The sequence below is a fragment of the Thauera sp. 2A1 genome (assembly GCF_009469595.2).
Taxonomy (GTDB): Bacteria; Pseudomonadota; Gammaproteobacteria; order Burkholderiales; family Rhodocyclaceae; genus Thauera.
The window spans coordinates 45,079-61,989 of the sequence record NZ_SSXV01000002.1 but is presented as its reverse complement, the minus strand read 5'-3'; the positions used below and the strand labels follow the sequence as shown (position 1 = coordinate 61,989).

19 protein-coding genes and 1 pseudogene are annotated in these 16,911 nt (G+C 63.6%); 4 read left to right on the top strand and 16 right to left on the bottom strand.

Translation table 11 applies throughout. From position 1 onward, the window contains the following. The first annotated feature begins 7 nt into the window (after positions 1-7). The gene (locus GH664_RS02345; RefSeq protein ID WP_153166550.1) at positions 8-1,234 is read left to right on the top strand and encodes a DUF3426 domain-containing protein; all 1,227 of its coding nucleotides are present in this window, start codon (positions 8-10) and stop codon (positions 1,232-1,234) included. Between the two features lie 22 nt (positions 1,235-1,256). Here GH664_RS02345 and GH664_RS02340 read toward each other — a convergent pair whose 3' ends face one another. The 3 genes from GH664_RS02340 to GH664_RS02330 form a co-directional block, all read right to left on the bottom strand. Then, a complete protein-coding gene (locus GH664_RS02340; RefSeq protein WP_153166549.1) occupies positions 1,257-1,730 on the bottom strand; it encodes a glycine zipper 2TM domain-containing protein in 474 nt (157 codons plus the stop codon). Further along, complete coding sequence (locus GH664_RS02335; protein WP_153166548.1) at positions 1,724-2,659, bottom strand: carbohydrate kinase family protein; 936 nt, start codon at positions 2,657-2,659, stop codon at positions 1,724-1,726. Before GH664_RS02335 ends, GH664_RS02340 begins: the two co-directional genes overlap by 7 nt. Before the next feature lie 120 nt (positions 2,660-2,779). Beyond that, a complete protein-coding gene (locus GH664_RS02330; protein WP_153166754.1) occupies positions 2,780-3,196 on the bottom strand; it encodes an HIT family protein in 417 nt (138 codons plus the stop codon). A 112-nt stretch (positions 3,197-3,308) separates the two neighbouring features. Between GH664_RS02330 and GH664_RS02325 the strand changes: the two genes are divergently transcribed. Next, on the top strand, positions 3,309-4,079 hold the full coding sequence (locus GH664_RS02325; RefSeq protein ID WP_153166547.1) for a GNAT family N-acetyltransferase: 771 nt from the start codon (positions 3,309-3,311) through the stop codon (positions 4,077-4,079). Positions 4,080-4,084: 5 nt separating this feature from the next. Continuing rightward, positions 4,085-4,864, top strand: a complete 780-nt coding sequence (locus tag GH664_RS02320) for a 1-acyl-sn-glycerol-3-phosphate acyltransferase (RefSeq protein ID WP_153166546.1) — start codon at positions 4,085-4,087, stop codon at positions 4,862-4,864. A gap of 3 nt (positions 4,865-4,867) precedes the next feature. Here GH664_RS02320 and GH664_RS02315 read toward each other — a convergent pair whose 3' ends face one another. Next, positions 4,868-5,665: a symmetrical bis(5'-nucleosyl)-tetraphosphatase gene (locus GH664_RS02315; protein ID WP_153166545.1), complete on the bottom strand. Its 798-nt coding sequence runs from the start codon at positions 5,663-5,665 to the stop codon at positions 4,868-4,870. 181 nt (positions 5,666-5,846) lie between these two features. On the opposite strand from GH664_RS02315, the gene GH664_RS02310 reads away from it, so the two are divergent. Continuing rightward, the gene (locus GH664_RS02310; RefSeq protein ID WP_153166544.1) at positions 5,847-6,266 is read left to right on the top strand and encodes a cyclic nucleotide-binding/CBS domain-containing protein; all 420 of its coding nucleotides are present in this window, start codon (positions 5,847-5,849) and stop codon (positions 6,264-6,266) included. Between the two features lie 425 nt (positions 6,267-6,691). On the opposite strand, the gene GH664_RS02305 is transcribed toward GH664_RS02310, so the two are convergent. The 12 genes and pseudogenes from GH664_RS02305 to GH664_RS02250 form a co-directional block, all read right to left on the bottom strand. Further along, positions 6,692-8,155 carry an O-antigen ligase gene (locus GH664_RS02305; protein WP_153166543.1) on the bottom strand — a complete coding sequence of 488 codons (1,464 nt, stop codon included), beginning with the start codon at positions 8,153-8,155 and terminating at the stop codon, positions 6,692-6,694. A gap of 126 nt (positions 8,156-8,281) precedes the next feature. Continuing rightward, positions 8,282-10,297, bottom strand: coding sequence for a tetratricopeptide repeat protein (locus GH664_RS02300; protein WP_153166542.1), 2,016 nt, complete (start codon positions 10,295-10,297; stop codon positions 8,282-8,284). A 64-nt stretch (positions 10,298-10,361) separates the two neighbouring features. Further along, positions 10,362-11,258 (bottom strand): ABC transporter ATP-binding protein, encoded by an 897-nt coding sequence (locus GH664_RS02295; RefSeq protein WP_153166541.1) that lies wholly within the window; start codon positions 11,256-11,258, stop codon positions 10,362-10,364. 11 nt (positions 11,259-11,269) lie between these two features. Beyond that, on the bottom strand, positions 11,270-12,094 hold the full coding sequence (locus GH664_RS02290; protein WP_153166540.1) for a hypothetical protein: 825 nt from the start codon (positions 12,092-12,094) through the stop codon (positions 11,270-11,272). An 8-nt stretch (positions 12,095-12,102) separates the two neighbouring features. Further along, positions 12,103-12,948 (bottom strand): ABC transporter permease subunit, encoded by an 846-nt coding sequence (locus tag GH664_RS02285; protein WP_153166539.1) that lies wholly within the window; start codon positions 12,946-12,948, stop codon positions 12,103-12,105. A gap of 450 nt (positions 12,949-13,398) precedes the next feature. Then, positions 13,399-13,491, bottom strand: a pseudogene (locus GH664_RS02280) (prepilin-type N-terminal cleavage/methylation domain-containing protein); the annotation flags it as partial. 433 nt (positions 13,492-13,924) lie between these two features. After that, positions 13,925-14,176, bottom strand: coding sequence for a DUF4351 domain-containing protein (locus GH664_RS02275; RefSeq protein WP_153166538.1), 252 nt, complete (start codon positions 14,174-14,176; stop codon positions 13,925-13,927). Positions 14,177-14,469: 293 nt separating this feature from the next. After that, positions 14,470-14,655 carry a DUF86 domain-containing protein gene (locus GH664_RS02270; RefSeq protein ID WP_255424897.1) on the bottom strand — a complete coding sequence of 62 codons (186 nt, stop codon included), beginning with the start codon at positions 14,653-14,655 and terminating at the stop codon, positions 14,470-14,472. A 177-nt stretch (positions 14,656-14,832) separates the two neighbouring features. Continuing rightward, positions 14,833-15,117 (bottom strand): nucleotidyltransferase family protein, encoded by a 285-nt coding sequence (locus tag GH664_RS02265; RefSeq protein ID WP_153166537.1) that lies wholly within the window; start codon positions 15,115-15,117, stop codon positions 14,833-14,835. Positions 15,118-15,182: 65 nt separating this feature from the next. Further along, complete coding sequence (locus GH664_RS02260; protein WP_153166536.1) at positions 15,183-16,190, bottom strand: NAD-dependent epimerase; 1,008 nt, start codon at positions 16,188-16,190, stop codon at positions 15,183-15,185. A 29-nt stretch (positions 16,191-16,219) separates the two neighbouring features. After that, a complete protein-coding gene (locus GH664_RS02255) occupies positions 16,220-16,621 on the bottom strand; it encodes a type II toxin-antitoxin system VapC family toxin (RefSeq protein ID WP_153166535.1) in 402 nt (133 codons plus the stop codon). A gap of 9 nt (positions 16,622-16,630) precedes the next feature. After that, positions 16,631-16,894 carry a hypothetical protein gene (locus GH664_RS02250; protein ID WP_153166534.1) on the bottom strand — a complete coding sequence of 88 codons (264 nt, stop codon included), beginning with the start codon at positions 16,892-16,894 and terminating at the stop codon, positions 16,631-16,633. Between the last annotated feature and the right edge of the window lie 17 nt (positions 16,895-16,911).

The following is a 16,911-nucleotide window of genomic DNA, read 5'->3' as shown; positions in this document are numbered from 1 at the left end:
TCCTGCCATGATGCTGACACGCTGCCCCGCCTGCCAGACGGTGTTCCGGCTGCACCCGGAACAGATCCGCGCGCGCAACGGCGAGGTGCGCTGCGGTCATTGCTTCAACCCGTTCAACGCACTGCAGCACCGCATCGCGACGACCGATGAAGCGGAGCCGGCCGCACGCGGGCGCGAACAAGCCGCCGCAGCCACACACGGCGAACCGACTCCGGTCGTCGCCGCGCATGCGCCCGGCGCCGGCCGCAATACCCAAGAGCTCGATTTCGAGTTGCCCGAGTTTCCGCCGTTCGACGATGACCGCGCCGCGCCAGAGCCTCCCGGCCAAGCGGAGCGGGCATACCCGACGACAGACTATCCGGAAGCACCGGACTGGGGCGACAGGACAGTTGAGCAGCCGCAAGCATTCGATGCGGCCGAATCCGGCGCCGCTTCATCCCTCCCCGATGTCATCCGCAGCGGCCGCCGCAACCCCTCGCCGACCGAAACCTTTGCTGCCGCGCGGGGGCACACGGCCCCTGAACCGGATGAACGGGCAGACGCTGCAGCGGCGCGTGTGACAACAGAGCCGGAACCGAAGCGCGAGCTGGAGCCGGAGGCAGAGCAGGGGCACGACCAAGGGCACGACCAGGGGCGAGCTTCGATCTCCCCTGCCGATGCCGACGAAGAAGCGTTGGCAACTGCAACCCCGCAAGCCCGCCACGTCGACCTCGAGCACCTCGACGCCACCTACGGGCGCCCAGCCAGCAAACGCAGTGCCGTGGCGCGCACGCTGACGGGCATGGCCGCCGGGCTGCTGGCTGGAACCCTGGCCGCCCAGGCCACCTACCTGTTCCGGACGGAAATCGGCCGCAGCCTGCCGGGCACCCGCCCGCTGCTCGAAGCCGGCTGCGCGGCCCTCGGCTGCGACGTGCCGCTACCGAAGGACGTCGCGCTGATCGCCATCGAAACCTCCGATCTGCAATCCGACCCCGCGCGCACCGGCCGCTACACCCTGTTCACCACCGTCAAGAACCGGGCGGACTACCCGCAAGCCTGGCCGCATCTGGAACTGACGCTGACCGACGGCACCGACACGCCGGTGGTGCGTCGCGTGTTCGCGCCGGCAGACTGGATGCCCGCCGACGCGCCAAAGGCCAGCCTGCCCGCGCGCACGACCGTCCCGGTGCGGCTGCCCTTCCGCCTGGAAGGCGCATCGCCCACCGGGTATCGCGTGTACGTCTTCTACCCCTGAACGCCGGGGCGCGAATCAGCCATCAGCGCGCGACCCGGGTCTCGCCCGCGTCACGCAGGATGCGCACTCGCTCGCCCACGCGGAAGTTCTCGCCTTCGTCGGCCTGCACCACGGCGAGATACTGCCCGTCGTCCATCCGCACCGTGACTTCCACCCCGACCTTGCGCGTCGTGCCCTCCTCGACCGCGGCGCCGGTCATGCCGCCGACCACGGCACCGAGCACCGCGCCCACGGCGGAACCCTTGCCACTGCCGATGGTGCTGCCGGCGATGCCGCCGACGGCAGCGCCGGTCACGGTGCCGATCGGCGTCTTCGTGCCTTCGAGATTGACGCCGCGCACGCCGGCCACCGTGCCGAACTGCACCACCATCGTGCGGCGTGCGTCGGCGCGCGCATAGTCGCGACCGCCCATCCCTGCAGCACAGCCACCCAGCATCAGCGCGACCACCAGCGCGCCAAGCACGGCGCGCGTCGTCATCGTCTGTCCGTTCACCATGGATTCTCCCCAAACGCCGCCAGGTGACGCGCGGCGATGTCGTCGCGCGTCGGGCGGTGGTTCTGCCCACCGCGGTGGGCAATCTTGATCGCGCCCATCACTGCCGCCAGGCGCCCGCTCTGCAGCCAGTCCCAGCCGTTCGCCAAGCCATACAGCAACCCGGCGCGATACGCGTCGCCGCAGCCGGTAGGGTCGAGGATCTCGTCGGGCTTCACCGCCGGAATCTCCACGCACTCGCCCTTGGCGTGGATGCGCGAGCCTTCCGCGCCCAGGGTCACGATGAGCGCATCCACCTCGGCGGCCAGCTCGGCTTCGGAAAGGCCCGTTTTCTCGCTCATCAGGCGCATCTCGTAGTCATTGACCGTGCACCAGGTGGCCAGTTTCAGGCAATGCCGCAGTTCGTCCCCACTGAGGATCGGCAGCCCCTGGCCCGGATCGAAGATGAAGGGCAGGCCCGCATCGGCAAAACCCTGCACATGGCGCAGCATGCCGTCGCGGCCGTCGGGCGCGACGATGCCCAGCTTCGCGCCTGCCGCGTCACGCACGTCGTTGAGGTGCGAATGGAACATCGCCCCCGGGTGGAAGGCGGTGATCTGGTTGTCGTCGAGGTCGGTGGTGATGAAAGCCTGCGCGGTGAAGGTGCCACGCACCTCGCGCACGTGGTCCTGGCGCAGGCCGAGGTGGTCGAGGCGGCGTCGGTACGGGTCGGAATCCTCGCCCACCGTCGCCATGATCAGCGGATCGGCGCCCAGCAGCTTCAGGTTGTAGGCGATGTTGCCGGCGCAGCCGCCGAACTCGCGGCGCAGGTCCGGCACCAGGAAGGACACGTTCAGGATGTGGATCTGCTCGGGCAGGATGTGATTCCTGAAGCGGTCGTTGAACACCATGATCGAGTCATAGGCCATGGAGCCGCAGACGAGGATGGACATGTCGGGTCCCGTACGGAAGTGTCTGGAACCGCCATTATAAGCGGGCGCCGCCGCGCCCCCCTCGATGCTCGCCCCCATGTAGGAGCGCGCTTGAGCGCGACCGCATCCGCCCAATCGCGATCAGGCGCCCACCGCTGCCCTCAGCTTCGCCGCCATCTCCTCCAGCGCCTCGCGCGGCGGGTTCTTCACCGGCCACGCCAGCGCCATGCCATCGCCTTCCCAGCGCGGCAGCACGTGGATGTGGAAGTGGAACACCGTCTGCGCGCCGGCCGGCTCGTTGGCCTGGAACAGGCTCACGCCCTGGCAGCCGGTCACCTGCTTGGCCGCTCGCGCCACGCGCGCCGCGGTGCGGAAGGCGGCGCCGGCAAGCTCGTCGTCCAGCGCATAGATGTTCTCGCGATGCGGCTTCACCAGCACCAGCATGTGGCCCGGGTTCACCGACTGGATGTCCATGATCACCAGCGTGTGCTCGTCCTCGTGCACCTTCGACGACGGCAGCTCACCTTTCGCAATGCGGCAGAAAACGCAGTTGTCCATCTCGACTCCCCTCTTCGATGCCATGTCCGTCACCCGATCGTAACCAGCGCGTCACCGTGCCGCAACGCAGGCTTTCGAGAATGCCCTCATCCTCACCAAACGGAAGCACGCCATGCTCAAGCACACCCAGCCGGACCTGGCCACCGCCAAGCGCAGCAAGGGCCGCAACCTGCATGTGGGCCTCGCAAGCTGCGAAACGGAAATCCTCGAAGCCCAGAAGCTGCGCTATCGCGTCTTCGCCGACGAGATGGGCGCCCGCCTCAACACGCGCACGCCGGGCGTGGATCGCGACATCTACGACCCCTACTGCGAGCACCTCATCGTGCGCGACGAGGACGCTGGCCGCATCGTCGGCACCTACCGCATCCTGTCGCCGGCGGCGGCGCGCAAGGTCGGCGGCTACTACTCCGAGAACGAATTCGACCTCACCCGCCTGCAGCACCTGCGCGGCCGCCTGGTGGAGATCGGGCGCTCGTGCATCGACGCAGAGTACCGCAGCGGCGCGGTGATCGCGCTGCTGTGGTCGGGCCTCGCGCGCTACATGCAGGAAAACGGCTACGACTACCTTGTCGGCTGCGCCTCGGTCAGCATGGCCGACGGCGGCCACGCCGCGGCCAGCCTGTACAATCGCCTGCGTGAAGACCACCTGGCGCCGCTCGAATACCGCGTCTTCCCGCGCTGTCCGCTGCCGCTCGAGGCCTTGCGCGGCGACCTGCCGGCGGAAGCGCCGCCGCTCATCAAGGGTTATCTGCGTGCAGGCGCCTGGATCTGCGGCGAGCCGGCGTGGGATCCCGACTTCAACACCGCCGACCTGCCCATCCTGATGCCGATGAACAAGGTCGACGACCGCTACGCCAGACACTTCATGGGACGCAAGGACTGAAACCGATGAACACCGCCGCCGCTGCGGCCTCCACCGCACCCGCCAGCCGCACCGCCAGCCCCGCGCTGCTGCGCGGCTGGCGCAGCCTGCGCCTGGCGCTGCACATCGCCCAGGGCACGCTGACGATCGCGCTGATCTACCCGTTCTGCGCCGAACCCGCTCACCGCCGCCTGCGCCAGCGCTGGTCGCAGCGCCTGCTGGCCATCCTCGGCATCCGCCTGCAGACCGCGGGCGTGGCGGTGGAGCCGGGCTGCATGCTGGTGGCCAATCACATCTCGTGGGTGGACATCTTCGTCATCAACGCGGTGGCGCCCGCCTCCTTCGTGTCGAAAGCGGAAGTGCGCAACTGGCCGCTCATCGGCTGGCTCGCGGCGAAAAACGGCACCATCTTCCTGCGCCGCGGCAGCCGCGGCCACGCGAAGATCATCAACGCGGAAACCGCCGCGCAGCTCGACGCCGGGCGCAACGTCGCGATCTTCCCTGAAGGCACCACCACCGACGGCAGCCACGTGCTCGACTTCCACGCCGCCCTGCTGCAGCCGGCCATCGCCGCCGGCCACGCGGTGCAGCCGGTCGCCCTGTCGTACCACGCGCCTGACGGCAGCTTCAGCCGCGCGGCGGCCTACGACGGCGACGTCAGCCTGGGCCAGTGCATCGCCAGCATCATCGCCGAACGTGAAATCATCGCCCGCGTGCAGGCTGTCGCTCCGCTCGCCACCGGCCCGCACACCGACCGCCGCAGCCTGGCGCGCGAGGCGCGTGAGCTCATCCTGGCGCGGCTGTAGGGCTCAGCCCGGTACCTGGATCACTTCGCCGTCTTCCAGCCGCACCGCCGTCAGCTTCCCCCCCCACACGGCGCCGGAATCGAGCGCAATGAGCCCCGGCGCACGATAAAACCCAAGCGCCGACCAGTGCCCGCAGACGATGGTGTGGGTGCGGTTGAAGCGGTCCGGCGCGAGAAACCACGGCATCGTTCCCGGCGGCGCCTTGTCGGGCGGGCCTTTCGCGCGCAGTGCCATGCGCCCGTCGGCGGTGCAGAAGCGCATGCGCGTCATCGCGTTCACCACCACGCGCAGCCGTTCCCAACCCTTCAGATCGTCCGACCAGCGGTCGGGCTTGTTGCCGGCAAGGTTAAGCAGGAACTCCTTCGCCTGCGGCCCGCGCAGCACTGCGACCACCTCGTCGGCCAGCGTTTGCGCGTGCGCCACCGTCCAGCCCGGCAGCAGCCCGGCGTGGACGAGCACGTAGTCGTCTTCCACATGCATCAACGGCCGGCACGTCAGCCACTGCAGCAGTTCATCGCGGTCCGGCGCCTCAAGCACCTGGTACAGCGTGTCGTCGTCCTCGCGCCGCTGGTAGCCGGCCGCCACCATCAGCAGATACAGGTCATGGTTGCCCAGCACCACCGTCGCCGCGCTGCCCAGGTCGCGCAGCACGCGCAGCACCTGCAGGGACTGCGGTCCGCGATTGACGAGATCGCCCACGATCCACAGCCGATCCGTCAGCGGATCGAACGCCACCCGCTCCAGCAGCCGCTGCAGCGCCGGATAACAGCCCTGGATGTCGCCGATTGCGTAGGTGGCCATGGTAAAGAGATGGAAAGGGTCGAACCGCTCCCGGCAGCGCCGGACGGCGAGGAAGTGGTCGATATTCTAAAGCCCTTGCGCGTTGCGCAAGGCATTCCGATCCGCCGCCAACAAACCGTCATGCCGGCGTCTATATTGGAAGGTGAATGCATACATCTTTGACCACCCGGAGACATCCATCATGACGAACCGCTGCCTGGCCTTCATCATCAAGAATCAGGACCCGCTGACGCTGCCGCCCGACGCCACCGTCCAGCACGCCTGCCAGTGCATGTGGGAACGCCGCGTCGGCGCCGTGCTGGTGACCGACGGCGACCGCCTGGTGGGCATCTTCACCGGCCGCGATGCAGTGCGCACCCTCGCCGAAGGCCAGCCGCCGGCGGCAACGCCGCTGTCTGCAGTGATGACCGCCGCGCCCGACACCATTGCCCCCGACGCGATGGCGATCGACGCCCTGCGCCGCATGGCCGACTGCGGTTACCGCCACCTCCCCATCGTCGATGCCGGCAAGCTCGTCGGCATCGTGTCGCGCGGCGACTTCAAGGGCCTGGAACTGGACCGGCTGGAGGACGAAACCTGCCTGTGGGAACGCATCGCCTGAGCGCGAGCAGCGGCTCGATCGCGGCCCGGTCCGCTGCCACGGCAAGGGCGCGTCGTGTGGGAGCGGACCTGGCCGCGATCAATGCCCTACCGCACACCGCCACTGCCGATGCCCACCAGGCTACCCGTGCCAGCTGGATGACCTGCAAGAGCTCCGCATCATGTCGTCGCAACGCATCGAAAAGTGGGCAAAGACTACCTCGCCACCGGCCGGATCCCAAGGCTCGCATGCGCTTCGCGAACACCATAAACACGGGATGGTAGGTGCCATGATGCGCGCTGAAGTCTCGTCCGCAACTTCTTCGTGGGAGGTGTGCGCCATCTGGTTTCGGCCTCGGATCATTTCCATCCAGTCTTCCCCGTCTTGACGTCGAAGAGATCCGCAGGTGACCTCAGGCCCAGTAAGAAAAGCACCTTACGCTCGCTTCACTTGGAGTTCTGTTGCCCCCGCGCAACGATAACACCCTGTTGCCAAAAACGCGGCTGCAGATGCCCCCCGACCTGCTGCACGTAGGAATTCTCCAGTTCATTGAGGCGAGGATAGTCGCGCACCAAGACACCGACGAGCAACCCCGCAGCCAATATGAGCCCACCGGTCCAAAGCAATCGACCAGTTGCGGATGGACCGACCGTCGACTCTCGTCGGGGATGGAGCGCAAGCAACCAACCCGAAACTAGCGCAAGCCAAACCTGCGTGTAAGGCATCACTAGCACTCCATCAACCATGGCTTGCGTCAACGACGCTACCAGGGAAGCGGATAGACAGAGCCGTAGGACACTGACCGAGGTATCAAGATTCGCCTCAGCTCTTACACACCGAAAGACAGAACACGCTGCAAGCCCAACGCCGAACGTGACTGCTACCGAGAAAGGAAGCCCCCACTCAGAGGCCAACTGCAGCAAAGCTTGATGCGGATGAGCAGCAACGGCGTTCGCTATACTGGCGAAGTGCATCGGCCCAAAGCCAAGCAATGGGCGCTCCACTATCATGCTGACAGCCTGGATCCACAACACCTCCCTCCCGGAAAGTGAGGCGGTCAAGCGCGACGACGCGTGATTAGCCACTTCGAGGTCAGCGATTTGTGGAATCCAATTCATGCAGATAAAGAAGAGTACCCCGCCCCCGATCGCGGAAAAGACCTGCAAGGTTACCCAGCGTCGCGCTTTCTCCCCCATGAAACACAGCCAGGTACTCGCGACCGCGAGGCCGAGCCAAGTACCGCGAGTGCCCGAGCAGATTGCTATCGCCCACCAAACGACGAGCAAGAGCAGCGTAGGGATACGCCACGGCCTCGATTGACCGGGCACCATCGCGGGCGCCGCGAGCAGAGGCAGGGACAGACTAATAAATTGGCCGAAGAATCGTAAATTAGAGAATCCGCCCAGGAAACCCCATGGGTCGACCGGTTCAAGTCGCACAAGGATGGTACTCGCGTAACTAACGCCCACCTGAATAGATAGCGCTGCACACGTCAACACGACCGATCCCAGCAACATTCGGTCGACTAACGCACCCCCGGTGATGCGAACAATTGCAATGAACCACGCGATCCCGGCACAGCCAAAAAAGGTAGCTAGTTCGGTGAAAGCCCATATCGGCGCGTCAGCGCGGACGGAAGACATGGCGCCAACAAGGACGAGACCGACAATCAAAAAGAACGTTACCCGACTCACTGCATATGGCAGCGGCTTGAAAGAAAAGATCATGAACGAGCCTGTCATTGCCGTGCATGCAATGAGCACGATTTGCCCAATGCGCTGCCTATCATGCCAATTTTCACCTGGCAACCAGGTAACCGTCGGAAGCAGTACCAGCAGAATCAAGCCCCCTAGAAGGGCAAAAAAAGGCAAGCTTGAACTGGGCAGAGGACTGTCAAAATCTTGGTTCATCTGGGCAATAATTAATTAAAACAACTTTCATGACCTCAAGATAGGCCTATACCCTCTTGTCCATTTCTTAGACTCTTCCCATTCGGAGCATCCGATAGACACGAGAAACCTAATGTCACCCTACGTTCATTGGATGATTGCCGATCTATCCCCAACTAAATTTCGGCGATAAATTTCAAGGTAGAGATTTTCAAGGTCGCGGGAAAATCGAGCTGTGTCGAACAGCGCAGACCTGCGCCCTCCAGATTTTAGCCATTGCTTGATTTGCGCCAAGCGCTCCCTGTCTCGATATAGTTCAACTGCACAATCCACAAACGCATCAGGATCGCTGCAGACAAGTTCAGGTATCCCGGCGGCAGAGACCAAGCTAGCACCAACTCGACTTGCGAAGGTCGTGCCTGGCAGGGTCACCAACGGCACGCCCGCCCAGAGTGCATCGCTGCCCGTCGTGTGGGAGCCGTAGGGGAAAGTGTCCAACGCAACATCTGCGAGCGTAAGCCTACCCAGATGGTCAAGCCCCTTGAGCCGAGGAGCAAAAATGATTCGTTCGGAATCTACCCCACGTGAGCCGAACTCACGCATGAGATTCGCACGGGCGCTCTCACCCGGGTCCAATAACCAGAGCACACTAGCAGGCACGTTTTCTAGCACCCGTGCCCACAAGTCCGCGACTTCGGGATTAATTTTGTAAAACTGATTAAAGGAGCAGTAGACGAAGGCCGCATCCGGCAGGCCAGCCTCTTTCCGAGAGGGAATCGGCCCGATCTGCCGCTTGTCGTCATTGGGCTGATAGCAATTCGGCATCTGCGCGACGATCTCCCCAAAATCATCGAGGTGCTCGCGCGGCGTTACCCAGCGGTCGCCAATGATGTAATCGACCAGTCGCGCATCGCCGAGCGTTCCCGGGAAGCCTAGCCAGCTCACCTGAATGGGAGCCGGTCGGTAGGCAAGGACGCCAAGCCGCGCGTCTTGGGTCCAACCTTTCAGATCGACAAGGATGTCGATCTCGTCATCGAAAATGCGTTGGGCCGTCTGCTTCAGATCCAGTTCGCCCACATCCACAAAGACATCGAACGCACCGCGGATTCGTCTGCACATCTCCGTGCCGTCGTCTGGCCCATGTGAATAGGCATACGAACGAACACGCTCGCGATCGTGACTCTCGATGACTCCAGCCAACAGGTCGGCTGTTGCGTGGCCATGAAAATCGGCCGATAGATATCCAATCCTCAACGGCCGACCATCTTGCAGCGACCCCATCAGACGCTTTGGCAGTGGCTCGACACCGACGAACAAGGCCTTCGCTTCCACCTTCGCCACCTCGAGGACGTGCTTGGATGAAATTCGCGGAATGGACAGCAGCGAAAAGAGGGGCACGCCACTCGAGAAGCCACGATCCAGTCGCTCGACGAGTTCCGACTCGAGTTGCGAGAGCTCGTGCCAGTCCGCGCCAAATAACTCGACATGCAACAACTGGGCGAGCGAATTCGAGCTGCGAGCCAATTCATAGGCCTGTTTGAACGCTTGTGCAGCTTCTGGCGCCCTGTTCAGCCGCTTCAACGCAGCGCCATACCCAAAATAGACACCATCGTCTCGCGCCCCCAGCGCGATGACACGCTCAAAAAGCTCTTTTGCAGCGTCCACAGCCCCAGCATCCAGAGAGATGAGGGCCAATTCTCTGAGTGCCTCACCATTGTCACGGTCGACTCTCAAGACTTCGTGCAACTGCGCCGCCGCTCCCCCCAGATCGCCCGAATGGCGAATCAGCCGAGCAAGGTTTACATGCAACGCCGGATCACGCGGGGACAGCTCTACAGCCCGCTCGAGATGACGCCTCCCCGCCGGCAAGTCACCAAGTTTCCACATCGCGATCCCCAGATTGGTCATGAGCTCGGCGTCCGCCGGCAATTTGACCAGCGCCTCGCGCAAAGGCGGTAGTGCCTCCGCGGCTCGCTCCTGAGCAATCAAAGCTGCGCCCAGCAGCTTATTGCTCAGCGGATTTCCGGGACGTCGTGCAAGCAGCTCATGCGCACCGACCTCAGCGTCCTTGTAGCGACCCGCAGCGAACAGGGCCGCAAGTCTGGAGAATTCGTGATCGGCGCCATGTGCGTGTGGACGGCGCCCTTTCCTTGAATTGGACATTCAGATTTTCCGCTCCGTGACTCATGACATATGCAAGCACCGCACAGCGCTTGCTGCGGGTCAACTACTGGTCTCGCCGCACGACATCCAGGAACAGCCGTTCGAGCGACATCCCTGGCCTGACCTCGAGCAGCGTATGCCCCGCCTCCCGCAGTCTGTCGAGCACATGCCAGACATCGGTCGCGGGGATATCTCCGGACCAGCGACCGCCAACCTCAGGCGAGAGCCCCTCGACAGGCTGTGCGCCGATGGAACGGACCAGCACCGTCTCTGACCTCGCGCACACTTCAGACGGCTGCTGCACGCTGCGCAGTTCACCTTTGTGAATGAGGCCGAAGCGGTCGGCGAGCCGCTCCACATCGTGCAACACGTGGGACGAGAAAAACACCGTGCCGCCACCCTTTCGATACTCCAGAAGAATATCGACCACTTCGCGCCGCCCCAGGGGATCAAGCCCCGACAATGGCTCGTCCAGAATCAGCAGGCGTGGCTCGCAAGCCAGCGCGTGAGCAAGCGCGGTTCGCTGCAACATGCCCTTCGAAAATCCTCTCACCCGCCGCTGCGCGACCGGTCCAAGCCCCAGCCTTTCGAGCCACTGCCGGCAATGTGAGCTCACGTCGGCGCCCTTCCGCCTGCCGTGCGCGATGACGCCCATCCGGACGATTTCAAGTGGGGTCAGGTAGTCGTAGAGCCAGGGGTTCTCCGGCACATAACCCAGACCGACACGGCTGCGGAAGTCTGCGACATCGAAGCCGAACAGCCGCGCTTCGCCTCCATCGTGACGCAGGGCACCCGTCAGGATCTTGATCGTGGTGCTCTTGCCCGCGCCGTTCTGGCCAACGAAGCCGAACGCTTCCCCTTGCTCCACCGCCAATGAGACGCCTTTCAGCGCGCTGACCTCGGTGCCCCGCCAGCCCTGCCGAAACGTCTTGCTCAGATTCTGCAGCTCGATTGCATTCACCTGCGCCGGCCTCAGTTCGTCTTTTCAGCCACGGTAACCGTGCCATCTCTCGTGATGCTCCAGCGGCCGCCAAAAGGGTCGACCGGCTCGGCTGGAAGAAAGCCGGCGCGCACCAGCTCGCTCACCGAGTGGGGAAGATCGCCCCGCTCAAGCCTCCACCTGCCCGTTGCAACTTCGATGGCTGCCATCGCATCCAGCCTAGCGGCACGTCGATTCAAATGTTCGGCGAAATCCTTGTTGTTGGTTTGTGCAGCCATCAACCTTAAGATTTCGGCCGCGCTGCTGCCTTCGGCCTTCTCGTACCAGTTTGCCGCCATCACTTCGAGAGCAATCCGCGTACGCTCGTCATCGATTCGCGCAGCAGCCGTTCGCAAGGTGCCTGCCGCGGCGACGGGATCCTTCTGGAAATATCGCTGATCAAACGCGTACAGAAGAGCAGGCATGTAATCGAATGGTCGCGACTCCATGGCGCGCCCCAACACGTACTGCGCCTCCGTGACGTGCCCGGCCCAAGGCAGTATGGCAGCCGCAACGTAGTAGTTGTCCTCGTGCCCTGGATTGAAAAGTGCGGCATCGACATGCAGGCGGGCGAGGATCTCGTATTCCTCAGGCCGCAATCGCCCGGTTCCCGCCATGAAAGTGCGAAAGACATCCATGTTTGCAGCAAGATATCGATCGCCACCGGCGCCCAGAAGCTGTGCAACCGGTGGCAGATAGATCGCCAGCTCGTCGCGCGCGCGCGGCCGTTCCTTCGTACTCAGCCAATCCACGGCGTGACCGTAGCCAAACAGCGCCAGCAACAGGACGAAGGTCGCCGACCCAAGGCGTCGGATCATCGTTCGCGTCAGACGAATTGCCGCCGGTTGAAGGCATGCACCGCCAGAAGGAGCATCAGGGCCGCATAGCAGGAAGCCATTGCCACGGAAACAAGAAAAGCGTCCGGCACCGGCGACGTGCCGAACATCGGCCACAGGCGAAGATCCAGCCGATCCAGATCGGGTATCAGCCAGCGAATGGTACTCACCAGGGGATCGAAGTGCCGGACAAGCTCCTTGTCCCCCTCCGCACCACGCGAGAGGTAATCGAGCACCGGCCCAAGCATCCTGCACGCCAGCGAGAAACCAGCGCCTGCAATCAAGGGAAAGATGGCGCTGGACGACACTGTTGCAACGGCGAGCGTGAAGGCACTGACGACCGCGATGTCAACAAAGAAGCCGACGATCGTTGCCCAATAGGGCCATCCGAGCTTCAATGCATGTGGATACTGGTAGCCCCAGGCCGAAATCTGGATGACCGCGAGCAGGATCACACCCAACAGCAGAATGGCTGCAGCAGCCAGAAGGAGGATGCCAAGGTAGCGGCCAAGGATGTAGGCCGCCCGAGGCATGGGATAGGCCAGCACGAGGAAGACCGTGCGCCGCTCGATTTCCCGGCCGACCAGTTCCTGCACCCAGATCAGCGCGAGAAAAGTCATGCTGATGCGGATGCCGGACAGACCCACATCGAGCGCCACGGCCTGCGGCTGGCGCGCTGAGAATGCGGCCGCCAGCCATGCGGCAGTCAGAAGCAAAAGCGCAAAGACGAAAACCGCATGAAAAGTCCGGCCTCTGAGGCCGGACTTCCATGCGGTCACCGCGTGCTGACGAAGCGCAGCCAACATTGGCTCAAGGTGCTTAAGTACCAGCAGCACCGCTGCAGCCCGTTGCCGCCGCGGCAGTAGGAGCCGTACACCCGCCAGCGGCGCATGCCGATTTTTGGGTCACGCCTCCGCCCTCAGTCGATCCGCCAAAGTTGTTCTTCCCCTTCACCGAGTTAGAACAGACCCCGAAAGTAGTACCAGTTTGATCGTAAGCCATATTTACGTTGGCCGAGCACTTCGGCGTCAAGTCAACCTTGACAAAGCCGTCGGTGGACGAAGAGATGGTCGTCCCGTTAGTAGCCTGGGTAGCTCCACCACAGACTGCGGTGCTCGCAGCCTGCGCAAAACCGGAAACCGCGACCAAAGCCAACGCAGCAAGAATACGCTTGTCCATTTATCTACCCCTCTCGATTATTGATTGACGCTGGCCGTGGCCTGGGTCAGGAGGTTGCGCGCATCCGACTGCGCCGCCTTGTCCTCGCCCTTCTTCGTGTACTCGCTGAACTGCGGAATCGCGATTGCCGCCAGGATGCCGATGATCGCCACGACGATCATCAGCTCGATCAGGGTGAAGCCTTTCTGCAATTTCTTCATCATTTGAAGTCTCCGACTGGATTGACTCGACGCCGTGGAAAGTGTCGGCGCTTGAAAGACATTAAGCAGAAGGCGTGCCAGGTTTGTTCGGAGCGATTTGCGTGAAGGATTTCACGGTCGCTGCCGCCACGGAACGGAAGCGATGGCAAAGGCAGACAATCCGGCGTCAAGAGTTGACAACGTGGTCATGATTGACGCGTGGAGCAGCAGCCAGGCTTGGGCGGGTCGCGGTCAAGCCCGCTCCTACAGGGTGCAGCGCGTGCCGAGATCGGCGAACTGAGCGCCGAAGAAGCGAAGGCCGATTCGCATCGTCTCGAGCCGAGCGCTGGGATGCAGATTCTGAAGGAGGGCAGGCCCGGCCGAATCGGGCCCGCCGGGGCTGCTTGGCCACAACGGCGTGCAAGTCTCCGATCGCCTCGAAGAGGCCTGAATGTCAGTTGCCGACAAACACCTCGTCGAGGCTGTCGGCGTCCAGGATGCGCTCGGCCCACAGGTCGAGCTGCTCGGCGGAGGCATGGGCGAGGCGTTGGGTGATGGTCGCGGGTAGTGGACTGAAGCGGCGGGTGAGCTGGCGGCCAAGCAGCGCCGCGCGGCCTTCCGCACGGCCTTGCTCAAGTCCTCGCTCGATGCCTTGCTGGATTCCTCGCTTGACCGCGAGCCGCTCCACGCTTGTGACGTACTTCATTTTCCTCTCTCCTTCAGGGGCTTAGATATCGCGCCACAACTCGGCTTAGCGTTCATCGGTCAGGCGCTCGGCAATTGCCGAGCGGGTGGCATCGCGCTTCCGACGTTAGAGAGTAACCGTCACCCCCTTTCTGCGGCCCGCCTTCCGCGTGGCCAGGCCCTAGGACGCCGGACTGAGGAGGTCGGGCCGTGGAAGGTCTTAACCGCATCTGCCAGCCGACGACTTCCAGGCCTCACGCTTCGGGAGATCAGCGCGACATCTCAACGATGTCGTGTAGCGGACGGAGCCACTTCCTACACCGACCGCAAACGCTGCGCCATGCGCTGGAGCGCGTCGCGCAACGCGGGCAGTTCCCTGCTCACGACGACCCATACGGCATCGACGTCGATCGTGAGATAGTCGTGCACCAGGATGTTCCGGAAGCCGGAGATTGCACGCCATGGGATTCCGGGTTCCGTAGCCTTGATCTCGTTCGTCAATCGCTGACTGGATTCCGCCAGCGTCTGAAGATTTCGGACAACGGCATCCTGAATCAATGTGAGGCGCGGAAATCGGCCTCATCATCGCCCGCGTACTCCGTGATGCGGGCGATGCATTCCAGCATGTGGACGAGGTAGACCTGATCTGCAGTCGGGCTGGGCCTCATGGACCGGGACTCAGAGCGGCTGTGCTTCGTTGAGGATGCGATCCCGCAACAAGGGATGCAGTGACTTTTCCGTCACGACATCCACTCGACGTCCGAGGATGTCCTGCGCGTCCATCAGTAAGGCTCCAAGCACGAAGCCCGACGTGCCTGGAGCAGTATCGACGAGCAGGTCGACATCGCTGGAATCATCGGCGTCCGCGCGGGCCATGGAACCGAACACCTTGATCGAGCGCATGCCATATCGATGCGCCAGCGACCGTAGCTCTTGACGGTGTGCCTCGATGATCGGATGCATATGCCTGCTCCCTCTGTCTCCGTGGTGCGAACGCTCTCAGTGTAGGCCACGGCCTTACTTTGCCGTCAAACCCCGTAATACCCCCGATACCACTGCACGAAGCGCCCGACGCCCTCTTCCACGCTGGTGGCCGGGGCGAAGCCGGTCCAGGCGTTGAGTTCGGCGGTGTCGGCGTAGGTGGCGGGCACGTCGCCGTCCTGCAGCGGCAGGAAGTTCTTCTGCGCGGTCTTGCCGAGCGATTTCTCGATGGCAGCGATGAATTCCATCAGCTCGACCGGGTTGTGGTTGCCGATGTTGAACACGCGGAAGGGCGCGTTGCTGCGGCCGGGGTCGGGCTGGTCGGGGTTGAAGCCGGGGTCGGCCTCGGCGACGCGGTCCATGGTGCGGATCACGCCTTCGACGATGTCGTCGATGAAGGTGAAGTCGCGCTTCATCTTGCCGTGGTTGAAGACGTCGATCGCGCGGCCTTCGAGGATGGCCTTGGTGAACAGGAACAGCGCCATGTCGGGACGGCCCCAGGGGCCATACACGGTGAAGAAGCGCAGGCCGGTGGTGGGCAGGCCGTAGAGGTGGCTGTAGGTGTGCGCCATCAGCTCGTTGGCTTTCTTGGTGGCGGCGTACAGGCTCACCGGGTGGTCGACGCTGTCGTGCTCGGAGAACGGCATCTTGGTGTTGCCGCCGTACACGCTGGAGCTCGACGCGTAGGTGAGGTGCTGCACCTTGCTGTGGCGGCAGCCTTCGAGGATGTTGATGAAGCCGACGAGGTTGCTGTCGACGTAGGCGTGCGGGTTCTGCAGCGAATAGCGCACCCCGGCCTGGGCGGCGAGGTGGATCACGCGGTCGAACTTCTCTTCGGCGAACAGGCGCTCAATGCCGGCGCGGTCGGCGACGTCCATCTTGACGAAGCGGAAGCCCTTGTTCGGCGTGAGGCGAGCGAGGCGCGCCTCCTTCAGCGTGGGATCGTAGTAGTCGTTGAGGTTGTCGAGGCCGACCACTTCGTCGCCGCGGGCGAGCAGGCGCTCGGAAGTGTGCATGCCGATGAAACCGGCGGCGCCGGTGACGAGGATTTTCATGAGGAGTCCGTTCTGTGTGGGTGTTCGATTCAAACCATTGCCGGCACCGCGGCAAGGGCGTCCGTCTGCGCGAAATCCAGCCCCTTGAACAGCAGCGGGGCCTTGGACTGGCGCGCGAGCGCGTAGGAGATGCAGTCGCCAAAATTGAGCGCAGCCGGGTGCCGGCCTTTGCCGAATTGTATCCACGCACGATGCGCGGCGCGCGCCAACTCTTCGTCGAACGGTACGACTTCGACGAGGGCACCGGCAAGCAACTGTTCCATCGCATCCATGCCGGGCTGGCCCAACCGCGTCGTGATCACCATGGCGCATTCGAGCCAGGTCGGTGCAGCCATCAGGCAGGTCTCGGCGTCGGCCAGGGCACGCACGTAGCGCTCGTGCCCCACTTCGCCGAGCAGGATGGCGACGATGGCGGAGGTATCAACGACCATGAGCGACGCTCAGTTGCGCGGCACGCCGGACTCGTCGAGGCCGAGGATGTCTGCCTCGGCACGCCTGTCCAGCACCGGCAGCGCCGCCGCCTGTCGGCTGATCGCCAGCAGGTCTTCGTACGACGCCTTTGTCGGCGCGACGCGTTGTCCCGAGCGGACCAGTTCGAGCAGCAGGATGGCTTCGCGGTTGACCGAGCGCCGATGAGCGCGCGCGGTGTACTTCAGCCACGAGTGAAGCTCTTCGGGCACATCGCGGAGGGTGAGATTGGGCATGTTGTTCTCGTGGCATC

Excerpts from the sequence above, each read along its gene's own strand:
- GH664_RS02300 (WP_153166542.1), bottom strand. The coding sequence starts at position 10,297 with ATGTCCAATTCAAGGAAAGGGCGCCGTCCACACGCACATGGCGCCGAT.
- GH664_RS02315 (WP_153166545.1), bottom strand. The coding sequence starts at position 5,665 with ATGGCCACCTACGCAATCGGCGACATCCAGGGCTGTTATCCGGCGCTG.
- GH664_RS02335 (WP_153166548.1), bottom strand. The coding sequence starts at position 2,659 with ATGTCCATCCTCGTCTGCGGCTCCATGGCCTATGACTCGATCATGGTG.
- GH664_RS02250 (WP_153166534.1), bottom strand. The coding sequence starts at position 16,894 with ATGCCCAATCTCACCCTCCGCGATGTGCCCGAAGAGCTTCACTCGTGG.
- GH664_RS02305 (WP_153166543.1), bottom strand. The coding sequence starts at position 8,155 with ATGAACCAAGATTTTGACAGTCCTCTGCCCAGTTCAAGCTTGCCTTTT.
- GH664_RS02340 (WP_153166549.1), bottom strand. The coding sequence starts at position 1,730 with ATGGTGAACGGACAGACGATGACGACGCGCGCCGTGCTTGGCGCGCTG.
- GH664_RS02275 (WP_153166538.1), bottom strand. The coding sequence starts at position 14,176 with ATGAAGTACGTCACAAGCGTGGAGCGGCTCGCGGTCAAGCGAGGAATC.
- GH664_RS02325 (WP_153166547.1), top strand. The coding sequence starts at position 3,309 with ATGCTCAAGCACACCCAGCCGGACCTGGCCACCGCCAAGCGCAGCAAG.
- GH664_RS02310 (WP_153166544.1), top strand. The coding sequence starts at position 5,847 with ATGACGAACCGCTGCCTGGCCTTCATCATCAAGAATCAGGACCCGCTG.
- GH664_RS02320 (WP_153166546.1), top strand. The coding sequence starts at position 4,085 with ATGAACACCGCCGCCGCTGCGGCCTCCACCGCACCCGCCAGCCGCACC.
- GH664_RS02265 (WP_153166537.1), bottom strand. The coding sequence starts at position 15,117 with ATGCATCCGATCATCGAGGCACACCGTCAAGAGCTACGGTCGCTGGCG.
- GH664_RS02255 (WP_153166535.1), bottom strand. The coding sequence starts at position 16,621 with ATGGTCGTTGATACCTCCGCCATCGTCGCCATCCTGCTCGGCGAAGTG.
- GH664_RS02345 (WP_153166550.1), top strand. The coding sequence starts at position 8 with ATGATGCTGACACGCTGCCCCGCCTGCCAGACGGTGTTCCGGCTGCAC.
- GH664_RS02330 (WP_153166754.1), bottom strand. The coding sequence starts at position 3,196 with ATGGACAACTGCGTTTTCTGCCGCATTGCGAAAGGTGAGCTGCCGTCG.
- GH664_RS02260 (WP_153166536.1), bottom strand. The coding sequence starts at position 16,190 with ATGAAAATCCTCGTCACCGGCGCCGCCGGTTTCATCGGCATGCACACT.
- GH664_RS02290 (WP_153166540.1), bottom strand. The coding sequence starts at position 12,094 with ATGATCCGACGCCTTGGGTCGGCGACCTTCGTCCTGTTGCTGGCGCTG.